At 62.9% G+C, this 26,959-nt stretch carries 26 protein-coding genes; 18 read left to right on the forward strand and 8 right to left on the reverse strand.

The genetic code is table 11. The features are described 5' to 3' along the window. Nucleotides 1-2: 2 nt before the first annotated feature. From ACWFUC_RS06780 to ACWFUC_RS06805, 6 genes are all read right to left on the reverse strand, one after another. Nucleotides 3-866: a prepilin peptidase gene (locus ACWFUC_RS06780; protein ID WP_489624447.1), complete on the reverse strand. Its 864-nt coding sequence runs from the start codon at nucleotides 864-866 to the stop codon at nucleotides 3-5. Nucleotides 867-919: 53 nt separating this feature from the next. Beyond that, nucleotides 920-2,185: a type II secretion system F family protein gene (locus ACWFUC_RS06785; RefSeq protein WP_489624448.1), complete on the reverse strand. Its 1,266-nt coding sequence runs from the start codon at nucleotides 2,183-2,185 to the stop codon at nucleotides 920-922. Further along, nucleotides 2,172-3,311, reverse strand: a complete 1,140-nt coding sequence (locus ACWFUC_RS06790; protein ID WP_489624449.1) for a GspE/PulE family protein — start codon at nucleotides 3,309-3,311, stop codon at nucleotides 2,172-2,174. Before ACWFUC_RS06790 ends, ACWFUC_RS06785 begins: the two co-directional genes overlap by 14 nt. A 150-nt stretch (nucleotides 3,312-3,461) precedes the next feature. After that, nucleotides 3,462-4,754, reverse strand: a complete 1,293-nt coding sequence (locus ACWFUC_RS06795; protein ID WP_286864019.1) for an HlyC/CorC family transporter — start codon at nucleotides 4,752-4,754, stop codon at nucleotides 3,462-3,464. Between the two features lie 173 nt (nucleotides 4,755-4,927). Beyond that, nucleotides 4,928-5,890, reverse strand: a complete 963-nt coding sequence (locus ACWFUC_RS06800) for a 2-hydroxyacid dehydrogenase (RefSeq protein ID WP_489624450.1) — start codon at nucleotides 5,888-5,890, stop codon at nucleotides 4,928-4,930. Continuing rightward, complete coding sequence (locus ACWFUC_RS06805) at nucleotides 5,887-6,744, reverse strand: IclR family transcriptional regulator (protein ID WP_121042558.1); 858 nt, start codon at nucleotides 6,742-6,744, stop codon at nucleotides 5,887-5,889. Before ACWFUC_RS06805 ends, ACWFUC_RS06800 begins: the two co-directional genes overlap by 4 nt. A 266-nt stretch (nucleotides 6,745-7,010) precedes the next feature. Here ACWFUC_RS06805 and ACWFUC_RS06810 point away from each other — a divergent pair, with 266 nt between their 5' ends. The 7 genes from ACWFUC_RS06810 to ACWFUC_RS06840 are packed head-to-tail and all read left to right on the forward strand — an operon-like array spanning nucleotide 7,011 to nucleotide 13,776. Further along, nucleotides 7,011-8,096 carry an ABC transporter ATP-binding protein gene (locus tag ACWFUC_RS06810; protein ID WP_034336645.1) on the forward strand — a complete coding sequence of 362 codons (1,086 nt, stop codon included), beginning with the start codon at nucleotides 7,011-7,013 and terminating at the stop codon, nucleotides 8,094-8,096. Beyond that, complete coding sequence (locus ACWFUC_RS06815) at nucleotides 8,093-9,010, forward strand: ABC transporter permease (protein ID WP_489624451.1); 918 nt, start codon at nucleotides 8,093-8,095, stop codon at nucleotides 9,008-9,010. Before ACWFUC_RS06810 ends, ACWFUC_RS06815 begins: the two co-directional genes overlap by 4 nt. Nucleotides 9,011-9,013: 3 nt before the next feature. After that, a complete protein-coding gene (locus tag ACWFUC_RS06820; RefSeq protein WP_121042562.1) occupies nucleotides 9,014-9,808 on the forward strand; it encodes an ABC transporter permease in 795 nt (264 codons plus the stop codon). Next, the gene (locus ACWFUC_RS06825; RefSeq protein WP_489624452.1) at nucleotides 9,805-10,119 is read left to right on the forward strand and encodes a (2Fe-2S)-binding protein; all 315 of its coding nucleotides are present in this window, start codon (nucleotides 9,805-9,807) and stop codon (nucleotides 10,117-10,119) included. The genes ACWFUC_RS06820 and ACWFUC_RS06825 overlap by 4 nt, the downstream gene beginning before the upstream one ends. Further along, nucleotides 10,116-11,567 carry an FAD/NAD(P)-dependent oxidoreductase gene (locus tag ACWFUC_RS06830; RefSeq protein WP_489624453.1) on the forward strand — a complete coding sequence of 484 codons (1,452 nt, stop codon included), beginning with the start codon at nucleotides 10,116-10,118 and terminating at the stop codon, nucleotides 11,565-11,567. Before ACWFUC_RS06825 ends, ACWFUC_RS06830 begins: the two co-directional genes overlap by 4 nt. Next, nucleotides 11,564-12,736: an NAD(P)/FAD-dependent oxidoreductase gene (locus tag ACWFUC_RS06835; protein ID WP_489624454.1), complete on the forward strand. Its 1,173-nt coding sequence runs from the start codon at nucleotides 11,564-11,566 to the stop codon at nucleotides 12,734-12,736. The genes ACWFUC_RS06830 and ACWFUC_RS06835 overlap by 4 nt, the downstream gene beginning before the upstream one ends. Beyond that, nucleotides 12,733-13,776, forward strand: a complete 1,044-nt coding sequence (locus ACWFUC_RS06840; protein ID WP_489624455.1) for an ABC transporter substrate-binding protein — start codon at nucleotides 12,733-12,735, stop codon at nucleotides 13,774-13,776. Before ACWFUC_RS06835 ends, ACWFUC_RS06840 begins: the two co-directional genes overlap by 4 nt. Before the next feature lie 76 nt (nucleotides 13,777-13,852). On the opposite strand, the gene ACWFUC_RS06845 is transcribed toward ACWFUC_RS06840, so the two are convergent. Next, entirely contained in the window at nucleotides 13,853-14,080 is a 228-nt protein-coding gene (locus tag ACWFUC_RS06845; RefSeq protein WP_489624456.1) for a hypothetical protein, read from the reverse strand. Nucleotides 14,081-14,284: 204 nt separating this feature from the next. Between ACWFUC_RS06845 and infA the strand changes: the two genes are divergently transcribed. Both infA and ACWFUC_RS06855 read left to right on the forward strand, forming a co-directional pair. Continuing rightward, a complete protein-coding gene (infA, locus tag ACWFUC_RS06850; protein ID WP_006713209.1) occupies nucleotides 14,285-14,548 on the forward strand; it encodes a translation initiation factor IF-1 in 264 nt (87 codons plus the stop codon). A 122-nt stretch (nucleotides 14,549-14,670) separates the two neighbouring features. Beyond that, nucleotides 14,671-14,928: a hypothetical protein gene (locus ACWFUC_RS06855; RefSeq protein WP_489637511.1), complete on the forward strand. Its 258-nt coding sequence runs from the start codon at nucleotides 14,671-14,673 to the stop codon at nucleotides 14,926-14,928. 53 nt (nucleotides 14,929-14,981) lie between these two features. Here ACWFUC_RS06855 and ACWFUC_RS06860 read toward each other — a convergent pair whose 3' ends face one another. Beyond that, entirely contained in the window at nucleotides 14,982-15,317 is a 336-nt protein-coding gene (locus ACWFUC_RS06860) for a winged helix-turn-helix domain-containing protein (protein ID WP_489624458.1), read from the reverse strand. 107 nt (nucleotides 15,318-15,424) lie between these two features. Here ACWFUC_RS06860 and ACWFUC_RS06865 point away from each other — a divergent pair, with 107 nt between their 5' ends. The 9 genes from ACWFUC_RS06865 (at nucleotide 15,425) to ACWFUC_RS06905 (ending at nucleotide 26,355) form a co-directional block, all read left to right on the forward strand. Continuing rightward, a complete protein-coding gene (locus ACWFUC_RS06865; protein WP_489624459.1) occupies nucleotides 15,425-16,006 on the forward strand; it encodes a hypothetical protein in 582 nt (193 codons plus the stop codon). Nucleotides 16,007-16,480: 474 nt separating this feature from the next. Next, nucleotides 16,481-17,668 (forward strand): hypothetical protein, encoded by a 1,188-nt coding sequence (locus tag ACWFUC_RS06870; RefSeq protein WP_489624460.1) that lies wholly within the window; start codon nucleotides 16,481-16,483, stop codon nucleotides 17,666-17,668. After that, entirely contained in the window at nucleotides 17,659-18,831 is a 1,173-nt protein-coding gene (locus ACWFUC_RS06875) for a hypothetical protein (RefSeq protein ID WP_489624461.1), read from the forward strand. The genes ACWFUC_RS06870 and ACWFUC_RS06875 overlap by 10 nt, the downstream gene beginning before the upstream one ends. A 152-nt stretch (nucleotides 18,832-18,983) precedes the next feature. After that, complete coding sequence (locus ACWFUC_RS06880) at nucleotides 18,984-19,601, forward strand: hypothetical protein (RefSeq protein ID WP_489624462.1); 618 nt, start codon at nucleotides 18,984-18,986, stop codon at nucleotides 19,599-19,601. Between the two features lie 74 nt (nucleotides 19,602-19,675). After that, nucleotides 19,676-21,337, forward strand: a complete 1,662-nt coding sequence (locus ACWFUC_RS06885; RefSeq protein WP_489637512.1) for a CsgG/HfaB family protein — start codon at nucleotides 19,676-19,678, stop codon at nucleotides 21,335-21,337. A gap of 352 nt (nucleotides 21,338-21,689) precedes the next feature. Further along, nucleotides 21,690-22,874 (forward strand): hypothetical protein, encoded by a 1,185-nt coding sequence (locus ACWFUC_RS06890; RefSeq protein ID WP_489624464.1) that lies wholly within the window; start codon nucleotides 21,690-21,692, stop codon nucleotides 22,872-22,874. Continuing rightward, nucleotides 22,865-24,070 carry a hypothetical protein gene (locus ACWFUC_RS06895; protein WP_489624465.1) on the forward strand — a complete coding sequence of 402 codons (1,206 nt, stop codon included), beginning with the start codon at nucleotides 22,865-22,867 and terminating at the stop codon, nucleotides 24,068-24,070. Before ACWFUC_RS06890 ends, ACWFUC_RS06895 begins: the two co-directional genes overlap by 10 nt. Before the next feature lie 45 nt (nucleotides 24,071-24,115). Then, a complete protein-coding gene (locus tag ACWFUC_RS06900) occupies nucleotides 24,116-24,739 on the forward strand; it encodes a hypothetical protein (protein ID WP_134221163.1) in 624 nt (207 codons plus the stop codon). Between the two features lie 32 nt (nucleotides 24,740-24,771). Further along, on the forward strand, nucleotides 24,772-26,355 hold the full coding sequence (locus tag ACWFUC_RS06905) for a CsgG/HfaB family protein (protein ID WP_489624466.1): 1,584 nt from the start codon (nucleotides 24,772-24,774) through the stop codon (nucleotides 26,353-26,355). Nucleotides 26,356-26,959: the final 604 nt, after the last annotated feature.

The raw sequence follows: 26,959 nt of genomic DNA on the forward strand, positions 1-26,959 counted from the left end.
GATCAGAAGTCGTAGAGAAGTTGCGTGAGCCAGCCATGGCCCATCAGCAGGGTCAGCATGCCGGCGCAGGCCAGGCAGGGGCCGAAGGGAATGGCCTGGCCGCGCCGGTGGCGGCCCAAGCCCATCAGCGCCAGGCCCAGGACTGCGCCCAGCGCCGAGGCCAGCAGCAAGACCAGCGGCAAGGCCTGCCAGCCCAGCCAGGCCCCGAGTGCGGCCATGAGCTTGAAGTCGCCATAGCCCAGACCCTCCTTGCCGGTGGCCAGCTTGAAGATCCAGAAAATCAGCCACAGCACGCCATAGCCGGCCATCGCGCCCAGCACGGCATCCTGCAGCGGCACCAGGCGATGCACCACGTTGACCAGCAGCCCCAGCCACATCAAGGGCAGGGTGAGGTCGTCGGGCAGCAGCATGGTCCGGGCGTCGATCACCGCCAGCGCAATCAGGAAGGACGCGCACACCATCAGCGCCACGCCGTGCAGGCCCAGGCCGAAACGCCAGCCCAGCAGGGCGAACAGCAGTGCGGTCAGCAGCTCCACCAGCGGATAGCGGGCGCTGATGGGGTGGTCGCAGAAGGCGCAGCGTCCTCGCAGCAGCAGCCAGCTCAGTACCGGAATCTTGTGATGCAGCGCCAGCGGCGCGGCGCAATGCGGGCAGGCGGAGGCCGGCAGCCAGAGGTTGTAGCGGTCGGCATGCGGCAGGGCCTCGCCGCGTTCCTGGGCCACGAAGTTGGCAGTCTCGCGCAGCATCATCAGCGGCACGCGATGGATCACCACATTGAGAAAGCTGCCGACCAGCAGGCCCAGCAGCGCCGCCGCGCCAGCGAGTGCAGCGTTGCCGGGGAAGGCCAGAGCATCCAGGAAAGACATCGTCGGGTTCAACTGGTTTGGTCGTCAAAGAAGGGGAAGACAGGCGTGTCGGCTTATACCACTGCACCCATGCGGAACACCGGCAGGTACATCGCCACCACCAGGCCGCCGATCACCACGCCCAGCACCGCCATGATAACGGGTTCCATCAGGCTGGTGAGGGCAGTGACGGCTTCATCCACTTCGCGTTCGTTGAGATCGGCGATCCTGCTCAGCATGGCGTCGAGGGCGCCGGCCTCTTCGCCCACGGCCGTCATCTGCACTGCCAGGTCGGGGAAGACGCCCGTGGCCTGCATGGCCGCATGCAGCGAGGCGCCATTGCGCACGGCGTCGCGCACGGCCAGCGAGGCGTCGGCATAGACCACGTTGCCGGCTGCGCCGGAGACCGTTTCCAGCGCTTCCACGAGGGCGATGCCGGCACCGAAGAGGGTGCCGAAGGTGCGGCTCCAGCGTGCCAGCGCCGCTTGCCGCAACAGCTTGCCGAACAGCGGCAAGGACAGGCTCAGGCGCTGCGCCGCCAGTCGCAGCGGAAGATAACGCCGCCACGCCAGCATCGCCAGCACGCCCGTCACCAGCGTGCCCAGCAGCAGCCAGGGACCATGCTGTGCGAGCAGACGCGCCGTGGCCATCACGATCCGCGTGGGCAGCGGCAACTCGGCCCCGAATTGCTGGAACATCTGCTCGAAAGCCGGCACCACCCACAGCATGATGACCACCGTCACGATGATCGCCACCAGCACCACGGCACAGGGATAGGCCAAGGCCGCGCGCACCTTGCCGCGCAAGGCCAGGGATTTTTCGCGATAGAGCGCGATGCGCTCCAGCATGCTGTCGAGCATCCCGGCTTCTTCGGCGGCGCGCACCAGGTTGCAGAAGAGCGCATCGAACTGGCGCGGATGGCGCGCCAGCGCCGCATGCAGGCTCTCGCCGCGCGCCACGGCCTGGCGCACGTCGTCCAGCAGCGTGGCCAGTGCGCTCTGGCCGGCGCCGCGAATGGCGATGTCCAGCGACTGCAGCAGCGGCAATCCTGCCCGCAGCATGGTGGCCAATTGGCGGGTGAAGAGGGCGATCTGTTTGGCGCTGATGCGGCCACGCGTCCTCGCTGTGGCCGGGTTTGCCGCAGGGGCCGGGCCATTGTCGAGGTCGGCCGCACGCTCCGCGCGCCGCAGCCGCGCCACGCGCATCCCCTGCTGGCGCAGCCGGGCACGTGCCTGGGCTTCATCGCTGGCTTGTATCACACCGCGTTGCGGGCGATTGTGGCGGTCCAGCCCTTCCCAGCGGAATTGGGACGCCGATGTCGTGCGATCAGGTGCAGGCAAGGATTTCTCCCATGCTGGTTTCACCGCGCAAGACCTTCAGCAGCCCCGCCCGCCGCAGGTCGATGATGCCCTCCGCTTGCGCCTGCCGGCCCAGTTCCAATGTGCCGGCCTGGGCCAGTATCAGCGACTGCATGGCCGCGCTGACCGGCATGACCTGATAGATGCCGGTGCGCCCGCGAAAGCCGGTCTGGTTGCAGGCCGGGCAGCCGTGCGGCACGAAGGTGGCCGGCGTACCACCGGCCGGACGGCGGCAGCGGCACAGCTTGCGCACCAGCCGCTGGGCCACGATCAGGCTGACCGATGCCGCAATGTTGTAGGCCGGTACGCCCATGTTGAGCAGCCGCGTGAGCGTGGCCGGGGCATCGTTGGTGTGCAGGGTGGAGAGCACCAGGTGCCCGGTCTGCGAAGCCTTGACGGCGATGTCGGCAGTTTCCAGGTCGCGGATCTCGCCTACCATCAGCACATCCGGATCCTGGCGCAGGAAGGCGCGCAGTGCCAGGGCGAAGTCCAGTCCGGCGCGTTCGTTGATGCTGACCTGGTTGATGCCGGGCAGGTTGATTTCCACCGGATCCTCGGCGGTGGCGATGTTCACCCCCGGCTGGTTCAGGCGCTGCAGGCAGGCATACAGCGAGACCGTCTTGCCGGAGCCGGTCGGCCCGGTCATCAGGACCAGCCCGTGCGGCTTGCTGATGGCCTGCAGCAGCGCTTCCTGCTGGGCCGGTTCATAGCCGAGGTCGCTGATCGACAAAGCCGCCTGCGCAGTATCGAGAATGCGCAGCACGATCTTTTCACCGAACTGCGTGGGCAGCGTCGAGACGCGGAAATCCACCGTGCGCGCACCCAGCGCCAGGCGCATCTTGCCATCCTGGGGCAGGCGCTTTTCGGCGATATCCAGACGCGCCAGGATCTTCAGGCGGGTGGCCAGCTTGTCGCGCAAGCTCAACGGCGGCTGCGCCAGCTCGTGCAGCACGCCATCCAGCCGCAGGCGTACGCGGAAGAGATGTTCGAAGGGCTCGAAATGCAGGTCGGAAGCGCCCATGCCGACGGCATCGGCCAGCAGCTTGTGCAGCAGGCGCACCACGGGGACGTCATCATCGGCCACGGCCGTGTCGGGAGTGTGCAGCATGGGAGACCTCGCGCAGGGGCGCTGCCGCAGGGCAACGCACAGGGGAGGGCAAGTCTCCCACGCGCGGCGGCCGCCCGAAAAGCGGGCCGGCCGTTTGCGCGGGACAAAATCGGTGGAGTTCGATGCCGGCCTGCAAGGCCCGGCGCAGGTTCAGTCCTGTGCCTTCACTTTCGCAGGCAAGGCGATGAGCTTGACCATGCGGATGGCCTGGTTCTGTACCTGCACGATCTCGATCACGCAGCCATCGATCTTGACGGCCACGCTGGCTTCGGGAATGTCCTGCAGGGTTTCCAGCAGCAGGCCGTTGATGGTCTTGGGGCCATCCAGCGGCAGCTTCAGGCCCAGGCGCTTGTTGATGTCGCGCAGGGTGGTGCTGCCCTCAAGCAGGCAGGTACCGTCCTTGTCCCAGCCGAAACCTTCGCCGGAGGATCCGGGCGAGGAGGTCGTGAATTCGCCGATCATCTCTTCGATGATGTCCTCCAGCGTCACCAGTCCCTGCACTTCACCGTATTCATCGACCACGATGCCCAGGCGTTCGTGGTTTTCCTGGAAGTACTGCAGCTGGGTGAAGACATCGGTCTCCACCGGCACGTAATACGGGGCCGAGAGCAGGGCGCGGATGTCGTCGTGGGTGATGTCGTCTTCCTGGCGGAACAGTGAGACCGTCTTGCGCACATGCAGGATGCCGACGATGTGATTGATCTCGCCCTCGAACACCGGCAGCTTGTTGTGATAGCAGGTGGCCAGCTGGTGCAGGATCTCCTCCACCGGGGCGGCCAGGTTCAGGGCCTCGACCTGGGCGCGCGGGGTCATGACGTCTTCCACCGAAATCTTTTCCAGGTCGAACAGGTTCAGCAGGATGCTCTTGTGCTTCTGCGGAATGAAACTGCCGCCTTCGAGCACGATGGAGCGCAGCTCTTCGGGAGAAATGCGCTGCTCGGCCGCGCGCGATCCGGTCTTGATGCGCAAGACCTTGAGGATGGCGGAAACGAAAATGTTGACGAACCACACCAGCGGCTTGGCCACCCGCATCAGCGGCTTGAGAATGAAGCTGGTAAAGAGCGCAATGCGTTCGGGATGGGTGGCACCGATCACCTTGGGCACGATCTCGGCAAAGATGATCAAGAGCGCCGCCACGAAGGCGGTGGCCGCCGTGATCACGCGCTGGTGGTTGCCGAAGGCGGCAATGGCCAGCGCCGTCACCAGGGCCGTGGCCAGCGCATTGATGACGGTATTGGCGATGAGGATCAGCGAGAGCAGCCGTTCAGTGCGATCCAGCAACCACAGGATGGTGATGGCGGCCCGGTTGCCCTGTTTGGCCAGGTGCCGCAGGCGATGGCGGTTGGCGGCCATCAGCGCCGTCTCGGTCATGGAAAAGAAGGCCGAGAGCAGGATGAGAATGAGGAGTGCAAGAGCTTGCACCCATATGGGTACGGTATCCAAACGTTGCCGTCAGTGGGTTGCCCTCACGCATGGGAGGGAGTCGGCGGGCCTGTTCGCTTGTCATCATGACAGGCAAGCCAGGGCGGCCAGCGAGCGCCAAAGTCTAGACGATGGGGGCTTATCTCGCAAGCCGGGCGGCGGCGCGGTGTGGCGGCTGCGCCCGGACTTGCCCTTCAGTAACCCTTGCTGCGGTCGTAGAGATGCGGCGGCGGCAGGCCGCCCAGCATGGCGGCAATGGCCACCGCCGCCTGCCTGGCGCGTTCGCGGCGCGAGGGCGTGGCCGCTGCATGGGGCGTGACCAGCACGCGCGGATGGCGCCAGACGGCAGCCTCGGCGGGCAGCGGTTCTTCATCGAACACGTCCAGCACGGCACCGGACAAGTGCCCGCTGTCGAGCGCGGCCAGCAGATCCGGCAGGCACACGTGGCTGCCGCGGCCGACGTTGATGACCGCGGCACCGCGCGGCAACTGGTGCAAGAGATCGGCATCGATGAGGTGGCGGGTATCGGTGGTCTCGGGCAAGAGGCAGATCAGGATATCGGTGCGGGCCAGGAAATCCGGCAACGCAGCGGCCCCGGCAAAGCAGGCCAGCCCCTTTTCGCTGCGCAGCGAGCGCGCCCAGCCGGCGGTCTCGAAGCCGACCGCTGCATGCATGCGCGCCGCCGACAAGCCCAGCGCACCCAGGCCCAGCACGCCTACGCGGGTTTCGCGCGCCGTGCGGGGCGTGGAGAATTCGCGCCATTCGGCGCGCGCCTGCTGGGCAATGATGCGCGGCATGTCCTTCAACAGCATCAGGCTGCTCATGAGCGTGAATTCGGCCATGCGCTGCTGCGTTTCAGGCGTGACCATGCGCACGATGGGCAGCTCCGGCAGGTGCGGGTCTGCAAGGATGTGATCGACTCCGGCAGCCGCACTGATGATGGCCTTCAGGTTGGGGAACTGCGCCAGCCGCCCCGGCTCGGGCTGCCACACCAGCACGAACTGCACGCGCGCCGGATCGACTTCCGGATCATCCCAGGCGCGCACGTCGAGGCCCAGTTCGGGTGCGAATTCATGGAAGCTGGCGCGCCACTCGGCCAGCGCGGCAGCACCGCCGGACTTGATCAGCAGCACGGGAGCAAGAGCAGGGGTGGTCATGCTTGTGGCTCCACGGGATTGGCCTGGTGCATGGGCCGGCGCAAGGCCGGGTCGAAGGGATTGATCCGGCGCGACAGGGCGGCGGCTTCCCGCTGCAGCATCTGCACCACGGTCGGCAGGCGCTCCTCGGTCAGGCGCGAGGTCAGCGTGCCTACACTCAAGGCACCGACGATGTTGCCGCCGGCATCGAAGAGCGGCACACCCAGCCCGGCCATGCCATCGAGCAGGCCGGCCTGGCGTGCCGCATAACCGGTCTCGCGCACACGCTCGATTTCCGTGCGCAGGTAGACCTCGTCATAGACCCCGAATTCGCGCAGGCGCGGCACGTTGTAGCGGATCACTTCCTCGCGTTCTTCTTCCGGCAGGAAGGCGAGGATGGCCAGCGCGCCCTGGCCCACGCCCAAGGCGACGCGCCCGCCGATGTCGCCGGTGAAGGCGCGGATCGGGAAGGGGCCATCGACGCGATCCACGCACACCGCATCGAAGCGCGAGCGCAGCAGCAGGAAGACCGTATCACCGAGACTGCCGCACAGCCGCAGCAGCGCCGGGCGGCACAGGCTGCGCACATCCGACGCATTGCCGGCGCGTGCGGCCAGGGCGAACAGGTCCATGCCCAGGCGATACAGCTTGCTGCGCTCATCCTGTTCCACCACGCCTTCCCCGGCCAGCGATTGCAGCAGCCGGTGCGTGGTGCCCTGGGTCAGGCCGATGGTCTTGGCCACTTGCGTCACCCGCATGCCTTGCGGTGGTGCATCGGCCAGCGCGCGCAACACCGCAAAGGTGCGCTGGATGCCGTTGACCGGCAGGGAGGCGGGGGCGCTGGCGGCCGTGGCCTCGTCGTTGTGCTCGCTCATGAGGGGGCTTTGTCTGTTGGGTGGAATCGGCGGCGGTTCGCTCGCCTATGCATTTCATTGAATGGAATAAATATAAAAAATTTCCCGACTGTCGAAATACGATAGCAGAATTGGCACCGAAATTGCATCAATAACGAAACAGGAGACGCGCCGCTCACATCGCTTCAGCGATGGGGTTGCGCAATTGAAAGTATGCATCGGAGCGCCCGCCGGCCGACAAGCCCGCCAGCCGTGCAGCGCCCGAACCTTGCGACAGGGAGCTTGCAATGTCATTTCTCACGCTGACCAATGTCAGTAAGTTCTATGGCGATACCCAGGCGGTATCGGGGTTCAACCTCACGGTGGAAAAGGGTGAGTTCATCTCCCTGCTCGGTCCTTCGGGCTGCGGCAAGACCACCACCCTGCAGATGATCGCGGGCTTCGAGGCCGTCAGCGGCGGCCGCATCGAACTCGACGGCCGCGACATCACGCATGCCAAGCCCAATACGCGCGGCCTGGGCATCGTGTTCCAGACCTATGCGCTGTTCCCGCACATGACGGTGGAGCAGAACGTGGCCTTCGGGCTGGAGATGCGCAAGTGCGGCGCCGCTGAGAAGCGCGACCGTGTGGCGCAGGCCCTGTCGCTGGTGCATCTGGAAAAACACGGTGCGCGCTATCCGCGCGAACTCTCCGGCGGCCAGCGCCAGCGCGTGGCCCTGGCGCGTGCGCTGGTGATTGCTCCGCCGGTGTTGCTGCTCGATGAACCGCTGTCCAACCTCGACGCCAAGCTGCGCGAAGAGATGCAATTCGAACTGCGCGACATCCAGCGCAAGGTCGGCACCACCACCATCATGGTCACGCACGACCAGAGCGAAGCCATGTCCATCAGTGACCGGGTGGTGGTGATGGAGGCCGGCCACATCACCCAGGTCGGCCGTCCCCTGAACGTGTATGAACATCCGGCCAACCGCTTCATCTCCACCTTCGTGGGCAAGGCCAACCTGCTCGAAGGCCAGGTGGTCGGTGCCGCAGGTGAACGTGCCGACATCGCGGTGGGCGGCATGATGCTGTCGCTGGAAAGCACCGACACCGGCCTGCGCGGCGGCGGCCGCGTGGTGCTGGGCCTGCGTCCGGAAAAGATCCGCTGTACCGCGCCCGGCCAGGGCCGCTGCAATGGCGAAGTGGTGCGCCGCTTCTTCCTCGGCAGCCAATGGATGTATGAAGTGGAGACCCCGCTGGGCCTGCTCTCGGTCCTGTCGGCCAACGATGGTGCCGAAGCCCTGGAGCAGGGGGCTGCCGTCGGCCTGGCGTGGAGCGACTACAGCCTGCGCCTGGTCTCCACCGCCCGCAGCGATGAAGGGGTCGCAGCATGAGCGCGGCCGGCACAACTTCCGTGGCACCGCCCGTGGTGAGTCCCGCCGATAGCGACAAGGCGCCCGGCCAGCGCAGCCTGCCCTGGCTGATGTCGGCCCCGGCCATCCTGCTGTGCACGGTGATGCTCCTGGTGCCGCTGGTGCTGACCTTCGTGCTGTCCTTCAACGCCTATGATGCCGAGACCGGCCCCAAGGCCGGTACCTTCACGCTGGAGCATTACGCAGCGGTGCTGACCGATCCGTATTACTACGGCATCTTCTGGCGCACGCTGTGGATCTCGGGCCTGGTCACGCTCATCTGCATCGTCGTCGGTGCGCCCGAGGCGTACATTCTCAACCGCATGCGCAAGCCCTGGCGCTCCATCATGCTGCTGGTGGTGCTGGCCCCGCTGATGATCTCTGTGGTGGTGCGCGCCTTCGGCTGGAGCATGCTGCTCGGTCCCGAAGGCCTCATCAACGGCACGCTGGTGGCGCTGGGCTTTGCCAAGGTCAAGCTGCTCTATACCGAAACGGCCATCGTCATTGCGCTGGTGCATGTGATGCTGCCCTTCATGGTGATCCCGGTGTGGACCTCGCTGCAGAAGCTCGATGGTGGCGTGGCCAACGCGGCGCTGTCGCTGGGCGCCTCGCCCATCACCGTGCTGCGCCGTATCGTGCTGCCGCAGATCATGCCCGGCATTCTCTCGGGCAGCCTGATCGTCTTCGGCCTCTCGGCCAGCTCCTTTGCCATTCCGGGACTGCTGGGCGGACGCCGCCTGAAGATGATGGCCACCATCATCTATGACGAATACCTGCACGAACTGAACTGGCCCCTGGGCGCAGCCATCGCGCTGCTGCTGCTGGTGGCCAACCTGGTCATCATGCTGGGCTGGAACCGCATGATCGAACGCCGCTACAAGAAAGCGCTGGGCTGAACCATGAACAAGAACGGACCGATTGCATTGTGCTTCAATGCACTGGTGATCCTCTTCACGCTGGCCCCGATCCTGGTGGTGTGCGTGATCGCCTTCACCCCCGAAAACACCCTGACCATGAACGGGCCGGAATTCTCGCTGCGCTGGTTCAAGGCGGTGTTTGAGTTTCCTGACTTCGTGAGCTCCTTCTGGAACAGCCTTTGGCTGGCGCTGGCAGCGGCCACCATCTCTACCGCCCTGGCCATTCCGGCGGCCATGGCGCTGGTGCGTTATCCGCATCGCTGGTCCGGCGTCTTGCAGGGCCTGTTCCTGTCGCCGCTGATCATTCCGCACCTGGTGCTGGGCGTGGCCCTGCTGCGCCTGTTCTCGGTGGTGGGTGGCGCGGGCAGTTTCGGCTGGCTGGTGCTGGCGCACTCGCTGGTGGTGACGCCCTACACCATGCGCCTGATCATGGCCGCGCTGATCGGCTTCGACCGCAGCGCCGAGCATGCCGCCCTGTCGCTGGGGGCCACGCGCTCCACGGTGTTCCTGCGCATCACGCTGCCGATGATCCTGCCGGGCATCACCGGGGGCTGGCTGCTGGCCTTCATCAACAGCTTCGATGAAGTCACCATGTCCATCTTCGTGACCTCGCCCTCGACGGTGACGCTGCCGGTGCGCATGTACATGTACGCCACCGAATCCATCGATCCGATGATGGCGGCCGTCTCGGCGCTGATGGTGGCCATCACGGCGGTGGCCATGATCATCCTGGACCGGGTCTATGGCCTGGACCGCGTGCTGGTGGGGCGTTCATGACTCACACCTCTGCTCCTGCACAGGCCCAGCTGGTACGGCTGGCCGAACGCGATCGCGCTGCGGTCAGCTTCACGCTGGACGGCCGCCCGGCGACCGCGCTGGAAGGCGACACGGTGCTGACCGCCGTACTGACCAATACCGCGAGCCTGCGCCGCAATGAATTCAGCGGCCAGCCGCGGGCCGGCTTTTGCATGATGGGCGCGTGCCAGGATTGCTGGATCGCCACTGAAAGCGGCGAGCGCCTGCGTGCCTGCTCCACCTTCATCCGTGCCGGCATGCAATTGCGCAGCGGCCAGGAGGAACCCGCATGACGCGCGCAGCTCCCGTCATCGTCGGTGCCGGCCCGGCCGGTGTGCGTGCGGCGCAGACGCTGCTGGCCCATGGCGTGCGGCCCATCGTCATCGATGAAGCCGCGCAGGCCGGCGGCCAGATCTATCGCCAGCCGCCGCGCGGTTTCCTGCGCAGCCGCAAGACGCTCTATGGTTTCGAAGCCAGCCGCGCGCAATCGGTGCACAGCACCTTCCATGCGCTGCGCGAGGCCATCGACTACCGTCCCAACACCCTCGTCTGGAATGCTCAGCCGGGTTTGCTCGACCTGATGGAGGGCAGCGCGCAATCCGCTTCAACGCTGGCCTGGGAAGACATCATCGTGGCCACCGGTGCGACTGATCGCGTGCTGCCTTTCCCCGGCTGGACCACGCCGGGCGTCTATACCCTGGGCGGCTCGCAGGTCGCGCTCAAGTTCCAGGGCTGCGCCATCGGACGCTCGGTGGTGTTGGCCGGCAATGGTCCGCTGCTCTATCTGGTGGCCTACCAGTATGCCAAGGCCGGTGCCCGGGTGGCGGCGGTGCTCGACAGCAGCAGCCTGGCTGACCGCATTGCCGCACTGCCCGCCATGCTGGGCCAGCCGGCCTTGCTGGCCAAGGGCATCTACTACCTTGCCTGGCTCAAGCTGCATGGCGTGCCGGTGCATTCGCACGCGCGGGTGCTGCGCGTGGAAGGCGATGCGCGGGTGCAGGCGCTGGTCTGGCGTCGCGAGAACCTGGCAAGTGCGACTGGCAAGCCGGGTACCGAGCAGCGCATTGAATGCGATGCCGTCGGTTTCGGCTATGCACTGCGTTCTGAAACGCAATTGGCTGATCTGCTGGGTTGCCGCTTCCAGTTCGACAGCCTGCAGCGCGCGCACCTGCCGGTGCGCGACAAGAGCACCCGCAGCAGCGTGCCGGGCGTCTATCTCGCCGGTGACGGTGCCGGCATCATGGGGGCCGATGCCGCCGAGCTGGCCGGTGAACGCGCTGCGCTGGCCTTGCTGCAGGATCGCGGCATCGCCGTCGATGCGGCCCGTGTGACGCAGATCGAAGCGGAGCTGGCGCGCATCGGCGCTTTCCGTCTCGGACTTGAGCGCGCCTTTCCCTTCCCCGAACGCTGGGCGGCGACTGCATCGGACGATCTGGTGATCTGCCGCTGCGAGAACATCCGCGCCGGTGAATTGCGCGCGGCCGTGCGCGAGAAAGGCGCAGCGGAAATGAACCGGCTCAAGGCGCTCACCCGCGTTGGCATGGGCCGTTGCCAGGGCCGCATGTGTGGTGCCGCGGCCGCCGAAATCCTGGCGCATGCCGCTGGCCTGCCGGTGCAGGAAGTCGGTCGCCTGCGCGGCCAGGCACCGATCAAGCCGATTCCATTGGGCATGCATGTGCCGGCCCCCGAGCCGGTCTCTGCGCGCGTGATCGCGCTGCATGCACAGGAGGATGCCTCATGAAGAGCCTCCATACCGAAGTCCTCATCATCGGCGGCGGCATCGTCGGCAGCTCGGCTGCACTGGTGCTGGCCAAGGCCGGACGCCGCGTGACCATCCTGGAACGCGACCTGTGCGGTGCGCGTTCCAGCGGCATCAACTACGGTGGCGTGCGCCGCCAGGGGCGGCCCGAAGTACAGCTGCCGCTGTCGCAACGCGCGCATCAGATCTGGGGCGATCTGCAGTCCCTGATCGGCACCACCGGCGAATACGAACGCAGCGGCCACTTCAAGCTGGCCCGCAGCGAGGCCGACATGCAATCGCTGATCGCCTATGCCGAACTGAGCCGGCCCTACGGCCTGGGGATCGAACTCATCAGCGGCGAACGCCTGCGCCAGCAATGTCCCTGGCTGGGCGGCGCGGCGGTCGGCGGCTCGCTGTGTCCGGAAGATGGCCAGGCCAATCCGCGCCTGGTCTCGCCGGCCTTTGCGCGTGCGGCCGAAGCGGCGGGCGCGACCGTGATCGAGCGTTGCGAAGTCATGCAGGTGGGTCACGATGGCCGCGACTTCGTGGCCGAAGCGCGGCAGGGTGGCGAACCCTTGCAGGTGCGTGCGGAAGTACTCATCAATTGCGCCGGTGCCTGGGCCAATCGCGTGGCGCAGTCCTTTGGCGAGACCGTCCCCCTGACCAGCGGCCACCCCAGCATGGTGGTGACCGAACCGATTCCCCACTTCCTGCCCTGGAGCCTGGGCGTGGAGGGCGGCTCCATCTACTGCCGCCAGGTGGCGCGCGGCAACGTGGTGCTGGGCGGCGGCCGCGGCTACGAGCAGGATGAACTGCGCGCCCGCGCCTCGCATGATTCCATTCTCGGGCTGCTGCCGCAGGCGGCGGCCTTGCTGCCGGCGCTGCGCCATGTCCACATCATCCGCAGCTGGAGCGGCGTGGAAGGCTACTTGCCGGACCAGCATCCGGTGATCGGTCCCAGCACCACGCAACTGGGCCTGCTGCATGGCTTTGGTTTCTGCGGTGCCGGTTTCCAGATCGGGCCGGCTGCCGGTGAGGCACTGGCCGAGCTGGTGCTGCATGGCCGCAGCACCATCGCGCTGGATGCTTTCTCGATTGGCCGTTTCCTGCCGCCACGTTCCGACGCTGTCGACCTGTTGTCCTCCCACCCTGAAAGGAAGATCTCATGATGTCGCTTTCCCGCACCGCTGCCCTCGGACTGTTGCTGGCCGCCACCGCCGCCCAGGGGCAGGCGCAGACCCGCACGCTGTACGTCGGCATGAATGGCGGCAACATGGAGAAGACCTTCACGCAAGCGGTGTTCGGTCCCTTCGAGCAGAAGTACAACGTCAAGATCGCCGTGGTGCCCGGCGGCTCGGCCGACATCCTGGCCAAGGCCCAGGCCGCCAAGGACAAGCCGCAGATGCACCTGATGTTCTTGGACGATGGCGTGATGTATCGCGCAGTCGGCATGGGCCTGTGCGAGAAGCAGAAGCCCAATCCCAACCTGGCCAATCTGCTGCCGGTGGCGCACATCAAGGATGACCTTGCTACCGGCGTGACCATCAGCGTCACCGGCCTGGCCTACAACACCAAGGTCTATGCCGAGAAGGGCTGGGCGCCGCCGACCTCCTGGCTCGACCTGGCGGACCCCAAGCTCAAGGGGCGCGTGGTGTTCCAGTCGCTGCCTTCATCCACTTTCGGGCTGCATGCCTTCCTCGCCTTCAACCAGCTCAAGGGCGGCACGGATGCCAACGTCGATCCCGGCTTCAAGGCCTGGCCCTCGACCATCGGGCCCAATGTGCTGGAGTACATCTCCAACTCGGCCAAGATTTCCGAGATGGCACAGACCGGCGAGGCGGCCCTGTTCCCGTACACGCCCACGCAATCGACGCTCTTGAAGAGCAAGGGCGTGCCGGTGGAATACGTGCAGCCCAAGGAAGGTGCCATCGTGCTGATGGTGGCGCAGTGCGTGATTGCCAACAATACCGAGCCGCAGCTGGCGCAGGAGCTGGCGGCCTATCTGCTCTCGCCGCAGGCGCAAGCGCTGGCGCTGGAAAACGGCAACTACAACCCGACCAATACCAAGGTCCATGTCAGCGGCACGGCCGCCGCCGAGCAGGCGCGCATGAATGGCTTCGTCAAGGCCGCGCGCGCGGTGGACTGGGATGAGATCAACAAGAATCGCGCCGTGTGGAATACGCGCTGGAGCCGCACCATTGAGCGATGAGATCGGCAGCTCGTTGGCCTGAAACGCAGGAATGCGTAAATGATTTATCTGATTTTTCAGAACCTCTGGTAGTTTTTTACGCCACCTGCGCGGTGGCGTTTTTTTTCGCTGATGGCGCGTGATCCCCATTTTTGTTTATCTGTGGCATCGATAAATCGATGTCGATTGTGCAATGGCGCAGATAAACCACAGCAGACCGTCCCGAGGCGCGCAGTGGCGGGTAGGGCAAAAATCGCGTATAATGCATGGATCGCTCAAGAACCGAGCGGAAATCCTGATCCCCACGCGCCTTGTCGTACAGCATCTTGCAATCCGCGTGATTCGCATCTTCATCCGCTTCCCCGAGTAAAGAAACTGCGCTGCCGGTCTCGCCGCCAGCGGGTTCACCTGTCCTCCGACCTTAACGCTCCCGGCCTCCCCATGGCGTGGCCAGTCGTCAAAGCCAGAGATTGCAAATCCCCGAGCCCTTCCTCCGTGAGGTCGCGTGCTCACGCACAAGAAAGAGAAAATGGCAAAAGAAGAACTGATCGAAATGCAAGGACAAGTCTCCGAAGTCCTCCCCGACTCGCGTTTCCGCGTGGCGCTGGACAACGGCCATTCGCTGATCGCCTATACGGCCGGTCGCATGAAGAAGAATTTCATCAAGATTCTGGCGGGCGACAAGGTCACGCTGGAACTGTCTCCCTACGACCTGAACAAGGGTCGCATCATCTTCCGTCACCTGGAACAGCGCGGCCCCAGCGGCCCCCGTCCGGGTTTCCGTCGCCGCTGAGATCGCGCGGCGCATCCCTCCCACGCCCAATGGCGTGGTGCGCCGCCTGATGCCCTCCGGCCCGCCTGTCCTTCACGACGGTATGCGCCCTCCCATGATCGGTTTTGCGAAAGAAAAAAAATATGCAAGCTCCGGTCACTCATCAGGAGCAGTACAAGGGCTTTCACATTTCACTGCGCTGTCAGGGCGAGGGTGGCTTGTGGGAGGTTGCTGAAGTTCATATCGCCGACAGCGGCGGGCTGGCGCCGCCCCTGTTTCCACGTCGCCAGTTGCCTGGCCGGTTCGATAGCGCGCTGCTGGCCGTGGAGCGCGGCATGGGTTGGGCGCGGGCGGTGATCGACAATCTTGATCCGGCGCTGGATGGGGATTGGCTGACTTGACGATGAGGTCCCGTTGCCGGTTGGGGGCGTTGATCGTGCAGTAATCTGTTGCCTCAACCACCACGTCCGCTATCAGCAGCCTTGATCAGGCATTGGGATACCTTTGTCAAATGTTGCTCTGCTGCGGCGGTCAGGTTGATCTGCTTGCGCCTGCCATCTTCTGTTTCGGCCAGCGAAATCCATCCTTTTGCTACCAGCGACTTCAGCCGCAGGTGAACCGTCACCGGAGAGCCAAGCGAAGTGTCCCCGGTCACGTCAGTCACTGACAGGCGGGGACCGGCATGCAGCGCTCTGGTGATGTGGTCGAAGATCTTCTTTTCCAGCGGCTCCAGGGTGGGCAGGTCGCGAATCGATTCGATGAGTTCCAGAAAGCGTACATAGATGTCCATGTGCCGTTTTCGCTTGTTAGCACCCATAATGATTCCTCTGCAGATCGAGCGGCTATTCTACCGCCGCTCTATAGATGCAGTATCCGAATCTAGGGGCTATCTTTCAAATGATCAATACCGCGAGAATCCTAAGCTTCGGACTGGGTGTTCTGTTGTCGGCCGTCCTGTTTCTCGCTGCTTTGCTCGTCAATGAGCTGATCTTTCCCGGTCTTGCTTTCATTACCGGGGTCAACTGGATTTATTTGCCAGCTGGCATCAGGTTGCTCTGCACCTTGCTCTTTGCTGAGGCCGGTGCGACCGGGCTGTTCATCGCATCATGGGTTACCTGTGTCCTGTATTTCTTTCCTGACGACACCATCCGCTCTGTTGCCGGTGCCGTCATTGCGACGTTGGCTCCCTATCTTTCCTATCTCTTCGTTGAGCGGCGATACGGTCTTTCAACCTCTCTCAAAAATCTGTCCGGTTTGCGCCTGCTGACTGCGGCCGTACTCTATGCCTTGGCTGGCAGCAGCCTGCATCACCTTTGGTTCTGGCTGAGCGGCGATCAACACTCCTCGGTTAAGAGCTTGTGCGTGATGTTCGTCGGGGACTTGTGCGGGACGCTCATTGTCCTCTATTCCTTCCGTTTATTGATCGCATTGTTCAGCCGTACCATGGATAGCATAGATCGACGTCCGGAAAGATCTTGATTTTCCGACTCGCCGTCGGGTACCAAATCATTCCTGATTTAAGTCAAAATTCCTCAATTTAGATATAGAAATTAAATGTATTATCTATATAAGATTTGAGGGCAAGAAAATGCGTAGTTTTCCGTCGGATGTGTTGAATCTGCTTGTTCTCTCGCATCATGGTTGCTAAATATTGATCAGAAGTTACGTGATAATAACGTGATGAAGTTGGCAAACATGACGTGCAGTGGTAATGTACCGAAAAATTTTTAACGTCCGGGAAAAATGACTGCGTGAGGTTTTTCCTGGCAAGGCTTCAACCACCGTCTGAACCTTGGTGGTGTTTGCGTTCCATGTGGGGTGGGACGCGACATGCATAGCGCATGAAGCAGTGCCAGCGATGTAGTGCCGTCGTTCATCAAAGCAATGATCCTTGACGATAACAAGTCGTTCCATCTCGATTCCAGATGAGCGATTTCAACCACTGGGGGGTGGGTGATTTATTCCTTATATCTTTGGCAGCGGCTTGGGGCCTTGCTGCTTCTCTGCATTGTTTCGTCTCTTGTTCACGCGCAACAGCCACCGGATGTGGCCTTTGCCGGATTTGCCTTCTCCGGTAGCCAGAGCACCATAGAGGCACGCTTCCCGTATTCCTTGCGTTATGAGGCGTTGCAAAAGAGCGCCGGTACGCCGGTTTACCAGCAGTTGATGCAACAGTTGCAGGCTGCTCCGCCAACGCATTTCAAGATCAATACCCAGCTTGAGGAACTCAAGGGGCGAGACCAAGCCTTGGCCGTGGCGCTGGTGGTTGGCAATGAGACTGTCTCGGATGAGGCCTTCGGCGGCGTGCACCGTCTGATGGTGGTCATTCGCGCGCAAGTGATGTTCTTCGATTTCAAATCGATGAACGTGGTGCGCTCCTATCCAGTCAGCTTCGCCTATGTCGACGTGCTCGATCACGCGGCACGCGATGATGAAATTATGGCGCGCGTCAAGTTGGTCTACGAAGGGTCTGGCGACAAGCCGGGCATCCTCGCACGCTTCGTCAGCAATGTTGCCAAGGCTCAGGTGCCTACGCAGGTTACCCGCTATCTGCAGGTGGTCAATGTGCGCGTAAGTCCAGAAGCACAGGCCGTGATTCCCGGCTCGCTCAAATCCGAGCCGGGAGCCGTGGAGACTTGGGCGGCAGACTTGGTCGGGGAGGCCATTTCCACCCGCGCAGGGGTACCCATCGTGCCTTATTCCAAGGGTTATGCCATCGGCAATGTGATGTCCTTGCGGGTCTCCGACGGGACGGTCTGGCAACTCAAACTGCCCAAGCCCGATTATGAAATCAATGTCGATCTGACCGCCTTCAAGAAGATCAAATTCAACGAAGTGGCCGGTGGTGCCACCACTTATGTTTACGGTGCCTATGGCGCGATCCGAATCGTGGAGCCGCTGGGCAACAAGGTGTATCTCGACACCGCGCTGAAGAACGGGGAGACCCGCATCATCCCGGCCAGCCAGCAATACGTGGACGATTTCCCGCATTTCTATGATGCCCTCAACGGCATGTTCGTCAAACTGGCTCTGGTCATCGATGGCCATGGCGACGAAAAGTGGATCAAGAGTGCAGCCGCCGCGAGCGGCATCGAACAGCAGATTGTGCAAACCAAGGAGTTGATGAAGTCATGCAAATAATCCGAACCCTCATTGCGTTGATGCTGGCGATGCTCTTGCTCCCGGCCAGCGCACAGATCCAGCAGGCACGTGGTCAGTACTCGATCAGCTACAAAGAAGCGCTCGGCGTCTTCGATCGCAAGGAAGTACCGGCGGCCCTCAAACAGAAGGCAAGGCAGGAAGCGGCCCTCAAGGCGGTCGAAACCTACTATGCGGAGGCAGGCCAATCGGAGTCGGCGAACTTTGATGCAATCCGTGCCCGGATCCTGGAAAACCAGGATCGTTACATCCTTGATACCACGGTGCTCTCTGAGACCGATGACCCCAAGGAGTTGCGCTACACCGTCGCGGTGCGAGTTTCGCTGAATGTGGCCAATCTGCGCAATGCAGTACAGGCCTCATCGGCTATCGGTAAGGCGGCACAAGGCGAGAAATCTGCGATGAGTTTTGTGTTCGTCTCGCGCCAGGTGGATTCAGCCAAGTCTTACGACGACCGCGTCTACAAGCGCCAGGACAAGTCGGCACAAATGACAGGTTCGGCAGTGAGCAAGGACAGCTACAAGGAATCCACCAGCGAAGGCGAATCGGTAGGCAAGTCGCGTGTAAGCACCAGCGGTTCGGCCACACGTGAAACGGGGCAGAACGTGGACGTCTCAGTCAAGACGACGGTAACTTCCGAAACTGGTGGCAGCACGACCCGCAAGGCGACCGAGACAACCTGGCGCGTGTTGCCCAGCGCCAACTTGAATCAGGTCTTCGTCTCCAAGTTCTCCGAAGCGGGCTATGACGTGATCGAAGCCGCCATGGTGGAGTCGGCCGTCTTCAAGATCGCCAATATCGAGGCGGATTACAAGTCCGGCAATGACCTGCAACCGCAGACCTTGCGCGCGATCGCAGCGGGAATGAAGGAGAACCAGATTCCCTACATTGCTCTTGGGACCCTTGATGTGGGCCTTCCGGACAAGGATCCGCAAACCGGTCTCATGCGTGTGGCTGTCACTGTCAATGCCAAGGTGTGGGATGTGACCAAGCCTATCCCGCGTACTCGCCTCGCAGTCGGCCCGGTCGCCTACGCTGGCGTGGGCCCCACCGAGGATGAAGCGCGTGGTAACGCGCTCAAGGCAGCTGCCAGCAATGCCGCGCAAGAACTATCAAGCCGCATGACCACCATGGGTCTGCGCTGAACCTGCAAGTTCGGTAGACGGCCCGATGCGCCGATGGCATGGCGCATGAAGGTCGTCCGCGTCCGGATGACCTGCTGTTTTCCGTTCAGTTTCCCTCGTTGTTGATCCCGTTTGTTCATCCATCCCTTACTTTTCATCAAGGAAGAAAAACCATGAAAAAAATCCTCGCACTGGCCGCAGTCTCCCTCGCCATGACCCTGCCGATGACGGCCTCGGCCCAGTTGGGCAATCTGCTGGGCGGCAGCAAGTCCGCGTCGGGTGGCGGCGATTTGTCGGGCCAGCAGACCCAACTGGTGCGCAACTATGCGGCCGCCGGCCAGGATGTAGGTACCGCCAATAGCCACATCGGCGATGCCCTGGGCATCAAGCTGCAATCCATCAATGCTGCGGCCACCTCAGATTCGCTGTCGGCCAGCGACCTCGAAGCCAATGACAAGGCCATCAGTGCCAATGCACAGTCGGTTTCGGACGCGCTCAAGAAGGGTGCCACTCTGAAGGATGGCGAATCCAAGAAGAAATTCGCGCAAGGCTTGCTGTCCCTGGCTACGGGTCTGAAGAAATATATCGGCTTGCGCAACGACGCGCAGAGCTTCGCCAATGGGCTCTCCAGCGCCTCGCCGATGCAATTGCCGGGTCTGCAAGCTGGTGCCTATGTGGCCAAGACCTTGCCGTCCAACGTTTCCACACTGACCGATGTGCTCAAGAACGCAGTGGACTTTGCCAAGAGCAACGGCGTGGCTGTACCGGCTGACGCGACCAGCGTGCTTTGATTTCCCGATGATCGCATCCGACGAGAGAGTTTGATATGCAGCGACAAATTGGAGTAGGTGTTATTGCGTTGACGATGGCGCTGCTGTCGGGGTGCGATAAAAAGGAAGAGCCTAAGAAAGTGACTGAACCGGTAGCGGCCGCTCCGGAACAGCCAAAGCGTAGCGCGCCTGATTTTGGTGGTGTCACCAAGGTCAGTCGCGAGGCCGAGGCTGTTGGCAGCACACTCGAACTGGCCGTGGTCTCTGCTTTGCAGTCGGCAGTGGCCCAGGTCAACGGCGTGAAAGTTGCCAGCCAGTTGCAGGGTTTGCGGCAAGGGCTCGACGTCAGCGTCGATGGCCAGAGTGCCGGTTCGGTGCGAGCAGACGCGTTCGTACAAAAGATGGTAGCCGGATCGCAGGGTACGGTGCTCGGTTACGAAATCCTCTCCCAGGAAGAAGTAGACAAGGTCGATGAAGAGGTCGTCGCCAAGGTTCGCGCCAGCGATGGCGGCTACAGTTATTCGGCGTCGGCCTCCTCCGAAAGCAATCTGAAGGTCAGCGCAAACGGCGAAGGCAGCGCTCAGGGCGGTAATGCCAGTGCGCGCGCTTCGTCCTCCTATTCCGGCTCGGCCGCCTCCAGCGAATCGGCCAATGTCGATGTGAAACGGGGCGCCAGCTCGTATTCCTCTGACATGAGCCACAAGAAGATGCGCAGCTACTGGAAGGTCAAGCTGCGCGCCGAGATCGCCCAGTACAAGGCCCCTGATGAGAAGGGGCAGCCCAAGATCGTGGTGGTGCTCCCCAAGACCTTGATGCAGACCTATCCGGTGGGTGATACCCAGGTTGCGGCCGACGAAGTGGCCCGTGCGGTGCGCGGCCGCCTGTCGGATATCCTTGCGCAGACCAAACGTTTCATCGTGTTGGATCGGGAGTTCGGTGCTGACCTGCAGGCTGAAATCGATCACATCAACAGCGGTAATGTGCGTGCGCAGGACAGTGCCCGTATCGGCCAGCAACTGGCTACGGATCTGTTGCTGATTCCGACTATCGAGCGGTTCGAATACCCCAAGTCGGTACGCAAGCTGCGCATGTCCGATCGTGAACTCGTCTCCTACTCGGGTGGCGGTCGCATCACGCTGCGGCTGATCAATGCCGCGACCGGCCAGGTAGTGATGTCGCAGAGCTTTGAGCAGAAGCTGGCCAGTGCGGATCCCAGCACGATGCCGCGGGTCATCGATGGAAAGAGCATGGCGGCCGGGTTGATGGATGCCTTGTCCAGTCAGATCGGTGGTGCCATCGTGACGGAAATCTTCCCGGTATCGGTGGTCTCGCTGGACGGCGATCAGGTGGTCCTGAGCCAGGGTGGAGAATCGCTGCAGGCGGGCCAGCGCTGGAAGGCAGTCTATCTGGGGGAAGAGCTCAAGGACCCGCAGACCGGCAATTCGCTGGGGCGCAAGGAAACGCCGGTGGGGACGATCCGCATCGATCGCGTCGCTGCGCAGACTTCCTATGGCACCGTGGAGGCCGGGGGCAAGCTGGGCGACAAGCCCTTTGTCGCCGGTGCCATCGAGTTGCGTGGACAACTGCCGAAGATTGCACAGGTTGAGGCGAGTGCTGCTGTTGAAAAGAGTGGACCCAGCTCTGTAAATGCGGCGACTCCCGCACCGTCCAAAGCCAGAAGTACGAAGGCGACAGCGGCGTCCCCTGCTGCGGAGGCTTCCAAGGCTAGTGCGCCGGCCAAGGATGACAAGTGGTAACGCGCTGAGTGAGATGGCAGTAATGTCGCAAAGCCCAGCATCGATGCTGGGCTTTTTCTTGTGTATCGGGCTTGATAGGTGCTCTGTACCTTCCTAGCACGTCTCCGCATCGAAAAATTTTAGACTTTCAGTACAAATAATTCCCATCTGACGGTAATTCCATTTCCCTCGGTTAATCTCTGCCCTCCATTTTGGTACCGATGCTTCCGGTGCAGCCTGCCCCGGGACCACCGCGTCAGCGGTGCATCGCCGGGGGCATGAGTCTGTCTTCCATCGCTTCTCCTCCCCCGATGCACCTGTGAGCAACTGGATGCCGTTCACCCTGCGACGGCGTTCATCGTTTGGGGATGCAGTGATTTACCTTCCAACTGTGCTGCAGAGGCTTGCGGGCCTGCTGCTGCTCTTTCTTTCCTCCTTGGCCCAGGCGCAGCAGCCGCTCGACGTGGCTTTCGCGGGCTTCGCCTATTCCGGCAGCGAGAGCACGCTGGACGACCGCTTTCCGTATTCGCGCCGCTACGAGGCGACCCGCAAGCGTGCCGGCACCACCCTGCATCAGACACTGATGCAGCAACTGCAGGCCACGCCGCCCGCCCACCTGCGCATCGTCCCGCAACTCGACGAACTCAAGGGCCGCGACCAGGCGCTGGCCGTGGCGCTGGTGGTCGGCAACGAGATGGTCTCCGAGGAAAGCTTCGGCAGCCTGCACAAACTGCTGATCGTGGTGCGCGCGCAGGTGATGTTCTTCGATTTCAAGTCCATGAACGTGATCCGTTCCTATCCCGTCAGCTTTGCCTACGTCGACGTCCTGGATCACCCGGCTTCGGAAGACGAGATCCTGTCCCGCATCGCCCTGGTCTACGAAGGCAACGGCGGCAAGCCCGGCATACTCGGCCGCTTCGTCAACAACGTGGCCAAGGCCGAGTTGCCGGCGCAGGTGTCGCGCACCCTGCAGGTCGTCAACGTGCAGGTGAGCCCGGAGGCATCTGGCCTGCTGCCTGGCTTCCTGAAGTCCGCTCCCGGCGCATTGGAGAACTGGGCCGCCGATCTGGCCGGCGAAGCCATCTCCACACGCGCCGGCGTACCCATCCTGCCCTTCAGCAAGGGCTATGCGATCGGCAACGTGATGTCCTTCCGCGTCTCCGATGGGGCCGTGTGGGACCTCAAATTGCCCAAGCCCGACTACGAGATCAGCGTCGATCTCACCGGTTTCAAGAAGGTCAGGTTCAGCGAAGTTGAAGGCGGTGCCACCACCTACGTCTACGGTGCCTACGGCGGCATCCGCCTGATCGAACCGCTGGGCAACAAGGTGTATCTGGATACCGCGCTCAAGAACGGCGAGTCGCGCGTGATTCCGGCCAGCCAGGATTACGTGGACGACTTCCCGCATTTCTATGACGCGCTCAATGGCATGTTCGTCAAGCTGGCCCAGGTCATCGATGGCCGGGGTGACGAGAAATGGCTCAAGAGCGCCGCTGCCGCTCAAGACATCGAACAACAGATTGTCCACACCAAGGAGTTGATGAAGTCATGCAAATAAATCGCCATCCCATCCGCCATCGTTGCCGGTCTTTCCTCATCCTGCTGATGGCGGCGCTGGCCCTGTCGGCGCAGCCGGCCCTGGCGCAGATCCAGCAGGCCCGTGGCCAGTACTCGCTGAGCTACAAGGAATCGGTTGGCGTATTCGACCGCACCGAGGCCTCGCCGGCCATCAAGCAGAAGGCACGCCAGGAGGCCGCGCTGAAGGCGGTCGAAAGCTACTACGCTGAAGCCGGTCAATCGGAGTCGGCCAACTTCGATGCGATCCGCGCCAAGATTCTTGAGAATCAGGATCGCTACATTCTGGATACCACCGTGCTCTCCGAAACCGATGACCCCAAGGAGATGCGCTACACCATCGCCGTGCGTGTCTCGCTGAACGTGGCCAATCTGCGCAACGCCGTGCAGGCCAGCTCGGCGGTGGGCAAGGCAGCCCAGGGCGAGAAGTCGGCCATGAGCTTCGTGTTCGTCTCGCGCCAGGTGGACAGCGCCAAGTCTTACGATGATCGCGTCTACAAACGCCAGGACGAGGGTGCGCAATTCTCCGGCTCGGCCACCGCCAAGGAGAGTTACAAGGAGTCCACCAACGAAGGTGAATCGGTAGGGAAGGGGCGCGTCAGGACCCAGGGTGGGATTTCGCGCGAGAGCCGTAACGGCGTCGACGTGTCGGCCAAGTCGACCGTCACCTCGGAGACCGGCGGCAGCACCACGCGCAAGGCGACCGACACCACCTGGCGCGTGCTGCCCAGTGCCAACCTGAACCAGACCTTCGTGGCCAAGTTCTCGCAGGCCGGCTATGACGTCATCGAAGCGGCCATGGTGGAAACCGCCGGCTTCAAGATCGCCGCCATCGAGGCCGACTACAAATCCGGAAATGATTTGCAGCCGCAGACCCTGCGCGCGATCGCGGCCGGCATGAAGGAACATCAGATCCCCTACATCGCCCTGGGCACGCTGGACGTCGGCTTGGCCGAGAAGGATCCGCAGAGCGGGCTGCAGCGCGTGGCGGTGACCGTCAATGCCAAGGTGTGGGACGTGACCAAGCCCATTCCCCGCACCCGCGTGGCGGTTGGCCCGGTGGCCTATGCCGGCGTCGGACCGACCGAAGAGGAGGCGCGTGGCAATGCGCTCAAGGCCGCTGCCAGCAATGCTGCCCAGGAACTGTCGAGCCGCATGGCCACCATGGGACTGCAGTGATTGCGCCGCTTTTTTCCTTTGTTTCCCTCTGACTGAAAGATCTTCATGAAAAAAACTATCGCGTTCGCCGTGGTCTCGATGGCCCTGGTTTTCCCTGTTACCAGCTTCGCCCAGTTCGGCAATTTCCTGGGAGGCAGCAAGCCCGCTTCTTCCAGTACAGGTGCCGATCTGTCCGGACAGCAGTCGCAGCTCACGCGCACCTATCGTGCGGCCGGCAAGGACGTGCTGACTGCCAACGGCCACATCGGTGCAGCGCTTGGCATCAAGGCCCAGGCCATCAATGCGGCGGCGACGTCCGATTCGATGTCGGCCAGCGACCTGGAGGCGCAGGACAAGGCCATCAGCGCCGATGCCCAGGCCATCTCCGATGCCTTGAAGAGCGGTGCCACCCTCAAGGATGAGGCGGCCAGGAAGGAATACGCAGAGGGCCTGGTGGTACTGGTCCAAGGGGTGAAGAAATACATCGCCATGTCGGCCGAGGCGCAGACATTTGCCAATGGCCTGAGCAGCGCCTCGCCGATGCAGCTGCCCGGTCTGCAATCGGGTGCCTACATCGTCAAGAGCCTGCCCACCAGCATCGGCAACCTGACCGGGCTGCTGAAGAATGCGGTCAGCTTCGCCAGGAGCAATGGCGTGGCAGTCCCGGCCGATGCCACCAGCGTGCTGTGATGGCGCCCGGACTGTTCCATTGAGAGGACGCCATGCAGCCAAGAGTGCGAGCAATACTGATGGTCTTGTCGATGGCGTTGCTGTCGGCCTGTGACAGCAAGGACGAGTCGGCTGCTGGTGTTTCGGCCAGCAGTCAGACGACGACCACGGCGGCGACACAGTCGCCGGCGCCGCCGGCGCTGGGCGTGGGCAGTACCAGTCGCGTCAGCCGCGAGGCCGAGGCGGTCGGCAGCACGCTGGAACTGGCCGTGGTGGCTGCCTTGCAATCGGCGGTGGCGCAGGTCAACGGCGTGCAGATGGCGAACCGGATGCACAGCCTGCGGCAGGGGCTCGATGTGGTGGTCAACGGCGAGCGGGATTCCGTGCGCACCGAGGCCTTCGCGCAACGCATGGTCGCGGCCTCGCAGGGTGCGGTGCTGAGTTACGAGATCCTGTCGCAGGAGGAAATCGACAAGCTTGATGAAGAGACCGTCGCCAAGGTGCAGGCCAGTGATGCCGGGTACCGCTATTCTTCGGCGGTGCAGGGGGAGGGCAGCCAGGGCGCGCAATCGGCGTCGGCCGAACTCAGTCACAAGGCCATGCGCAGCTACTGGAAGGTCAAGTTGCGCGCCGAGATCGCCCAGTACCAGGCGCCCGATGAGAAGGGCCGGCCGAAGATCGTGGTGGTGCTGCCCAAGACACTGGTGTCCACCTATGCGGTCGGCGACAGCAAGGTTGCCTCCGATGAAGTGGCGCGCACGGTGCGTGGCCGCCTGTCGGACATCCTCACGCAGACCAGGCGCTTCATCGTGCTGGATCGCGAATTCGGTGCCGAGCTGCAAGCCGAGATCGATCACATCAACAGCGGCAACGTCCGTGTGCAGGACAGTGCCCGCATCGGCCAGCAACTGGCCACGGATCTGTTGCTGATTCCGACCATCGAGCGTTTCGACTACCGTCGGTCGGTACGCAAGCTGCGCATGTCCGATCGTGAGCTGGTGTCGTACGCGGGCGGCGGTCGCATCACCTTGCGGCTGGTCAACGCGGCCACCGGCCAGGTGGTGCTGTCGCAGAGCTTCGAGCACAAGCTGGCCAGTGCCGATCCGAGTACGATGCCGCGGGTCATCGATGGCAAGAGCATGGCGGCCGGGTTGATGGATGCTTTGTCCAGTCAGATTGGTGGTGCCATTGTGACGGAAATCTTTCCGGTATCGGTGGTCTCGCTGGAGGGCGATCAGGTGGTCCTGAGCCAGGGTGGTGAATCGCTGCAGGCGGGCCAGCGCTGGAAGGCCGTCTATCTGGGGGAAGAACTCAAGGACCCGCAGACCGGCAATTCGCTGGGGCGCAAGGAAACGCCGGTGGGGACGATCCGCATTGATCGCGTCGCCGCCCAGACGTCCTATGGCACGGTGGAGGAGGGCAGTGTGCTCAAGGAGCTGTCCTTCAAGGCAGGCAGCATCGAGTTGCGCGCCCTGCTGGCCAAGGCCGGCCTGGCGCAGGCCGCTACGACTGCCAACGGGCAGTTCTCGAGCAAGCCCGTAGCAGCTGCGGCTGCGCAATCCCGTAGTCGCAGCGACAGATCCGCCGCTGGGGAGACTTCCCTTGCCAGTGAGTCCGAGAAGGATGGCAAGTGGTGAGCGCATGATGAGCGGGGGGGAGTCAAGGCCCGCTTCGTCTGCAGGGGCCTGTAACCCGAACCCCTAGTTAGGCGGCTGTCTCTTGATTGGCCTGATTTAGTGGGTACGGCAAGCTAAAAAAATGCGCGCAATATCTGGCCGCGCACTGGTCCGTCCAACTGTCCGTACGCTCAGACTGGCCAGGTTCTATGCTTGAAGTGATGCGCTAGTTGAACTTTACTGCCAGCAGCGCTTCTCCCGCTTTTTGCTGCTTTCTGTACCCGGCTTCCTTATTTTCAGCGGAACTATTTTGCTCGCCGTCTTTCATTCGATCAGCGCGCCGTGTGGCGCCGGCCAGTTTGATGCAATTTTCTGGTCGTGGTCGGCATGTGGCTTGTAGTCTGTATCCTTCGCACCATAGAATAGCGCCGCGACTCATTCATTTTTGTTAAGTTTTCGGGGGGTATATGCATCATTTCCATTTGGAAATGATTCGCCGAGCTGGCGGCCCAGCTTCCCGATTTTCCATTTCACCTGGTTCGGATCGACAAATCTGAACAAGAGCACGGACGACATGCGCCAGAAACGCCATGAACATTCATTTAAGCCCCCGCGTATGTGATGC

The organism is Herbaspirillum sp. Her4, from assembly GCF_057961335.1.

Bases quoted from the DNA above. Each gene is read 5' to 3' on its own strand.
- ACWFUC_RS06780 (WP_489624447.1), bottom strand. From the start codon at position 866: ATGTCTTTCCTGGATGCTCTGGCCTTCCCCGGCAACGCTGCACTCGCT.
- ACWFUC_RS06790 (WP_489624449.1), bottom strand. From the start codon at position 3,311: ATGCTGCACACTCCCGACACGGCCGTGGCCGATGATGACGTCCCCGTG.
- ACWFUC_RS06800 (WP_489624450.1), bottom strand. From the start codon at position 5,890: ATGACCACCCCTGCTCTTGCTCCCGTGCTGCTGATCAAGTCCGGCGGT.
- ACWFUC_RS06805 (WP_121042558.1), bottom strand. From the start codon at position 6,744: ATGAGCGAGCACAACGACGAGGCCACGGCCGCCAGCGCCCCCGCCTCC.
- ACWFUC_RS06810 (WP_034336645.1), top strand. From the start codon at position 7,011: ATGTCATTTCTCACGCTGACCAATGTCAGTAAGTTCTATGGCGATACC.
- ACWFUC_RS06815 (WP_489624451.1), top strand. From the start codon at position 8,093: ATGAGCGCGGCCGGCACAACTTCCGTGGCACCGCCCGTGGTGAGTCCC.
- ACWFUC_RS06820 (WP_121042562.1), top strand. From the start codon at position 9,014: ATGAACAAGAACGGACCGATTGCATTGTGCTTCAATGCACTGGTGATC.
- ACWFUC_RS06825 (WP_489624452.1), top strand. From the start codon at position 9,805: ATGACTCACACCTCTGCTCCTGCACAGGCCCAGCTGGTACGGCTGGCC.
- ACWFUC_RS06830 (WP_489624453.1), top strand. From the start codon at position 10,116: ATGACGCGCGCAGCTCCCGTCATCGTCGGTGCCGGCCCGGCCGGTGTG.
- ACWFUC_RS06835 (WP_489624454.1), top strand. From the start codon at position 11,564: ATGAAGAGCCTCCATACCGAAGTCCTCATCATCGGCGGCGGCATCGTC.
- ACWFUC_RS06840 (WP_489624455.1), top strand. From the start codon at position 12,733: ATGATGTCGCTTTCCCGCACCGCTGCCCTCGGACTGTTGCTGGCCGCC.
- ACWFUC_RS06845 (WP_489624456.1), bottom strand. From the start codon at position 14,080: ATGCTGTACGACAAGGCGCGTGGGGATCAGGATTTCCGCTCGGTTCTT.
- infA (WP_006713209.1), top strand. From the start codon at position 14,285: ATGGCAAAAGAAGAACTGATCGAAATGCAAGGACAAGTCTCCGAAGTC.
- ACWFUC_RS06855 (WP_489637511.1), top strand. From the start codon at position 14,671: ATGCAAGCTCCGGTCACTCATCAGGAGCAGTACAAGGGCTTTCACATT.
- ACWFUC_RS06860 (WP_489624458.1), bottom strand. From the start codon at position 15,317: ATGGACATCTATGTACGCTTTCTGGAACTCATCGAATCGATTCGCGAC.
- ACWFUC_RS06865 (WP_489624459.1), top strand. From the start codon at position 15,425: ATGATCAATACCGCGAGAATCCTAAGCTTCGGACTGGGTGTTCTGTTG.
- ACWFUC_RS06875 (WP_489624461.1), top strand. From the start codon at position 17,659: ATGCAAATAATCCGAACCCTCATTGCGTTGATGCTGGCGATGCTCTTG.
- ACWFUC_RS06880 (WP_489624462.1), top strand. From the start codon at position 18,984: ATGAAAAAAATCCTCGCACTGGCCGCAGTCTCCCTCGCCATGACCCTG.
- ACWFUC_RS06885 (WP_489637512.1), top strand. From the start codon at position 19,676: ATGGCGCTGCTGTCGGGGTGCGATAAAAAGGAAGAGCCTAAGAAAGTG.
- ACWFUC_RS06895 (WP_489624465.1), top strand. From the start codon at position 22,865: ATGCAAATAAATCGCCATCCCATCCGCCATCGTTGCCGGTCTTTCCTC.
- ACWFUC_RS06900 (WP_134221163.1), top strand. From the start codon at position 24,116: ATGAAAAAAACTATCGCGTTCGCCGTGGTCTCGATGGCCCTGGTTTTC.
- ACWFUC_RS06905 (WP_489624466.1), top strand. From the start codon at position 24,772: ATGCAGCCAAGAGTGCGAGCAATACTGATGGTCTTGTCGATGGCGTTG.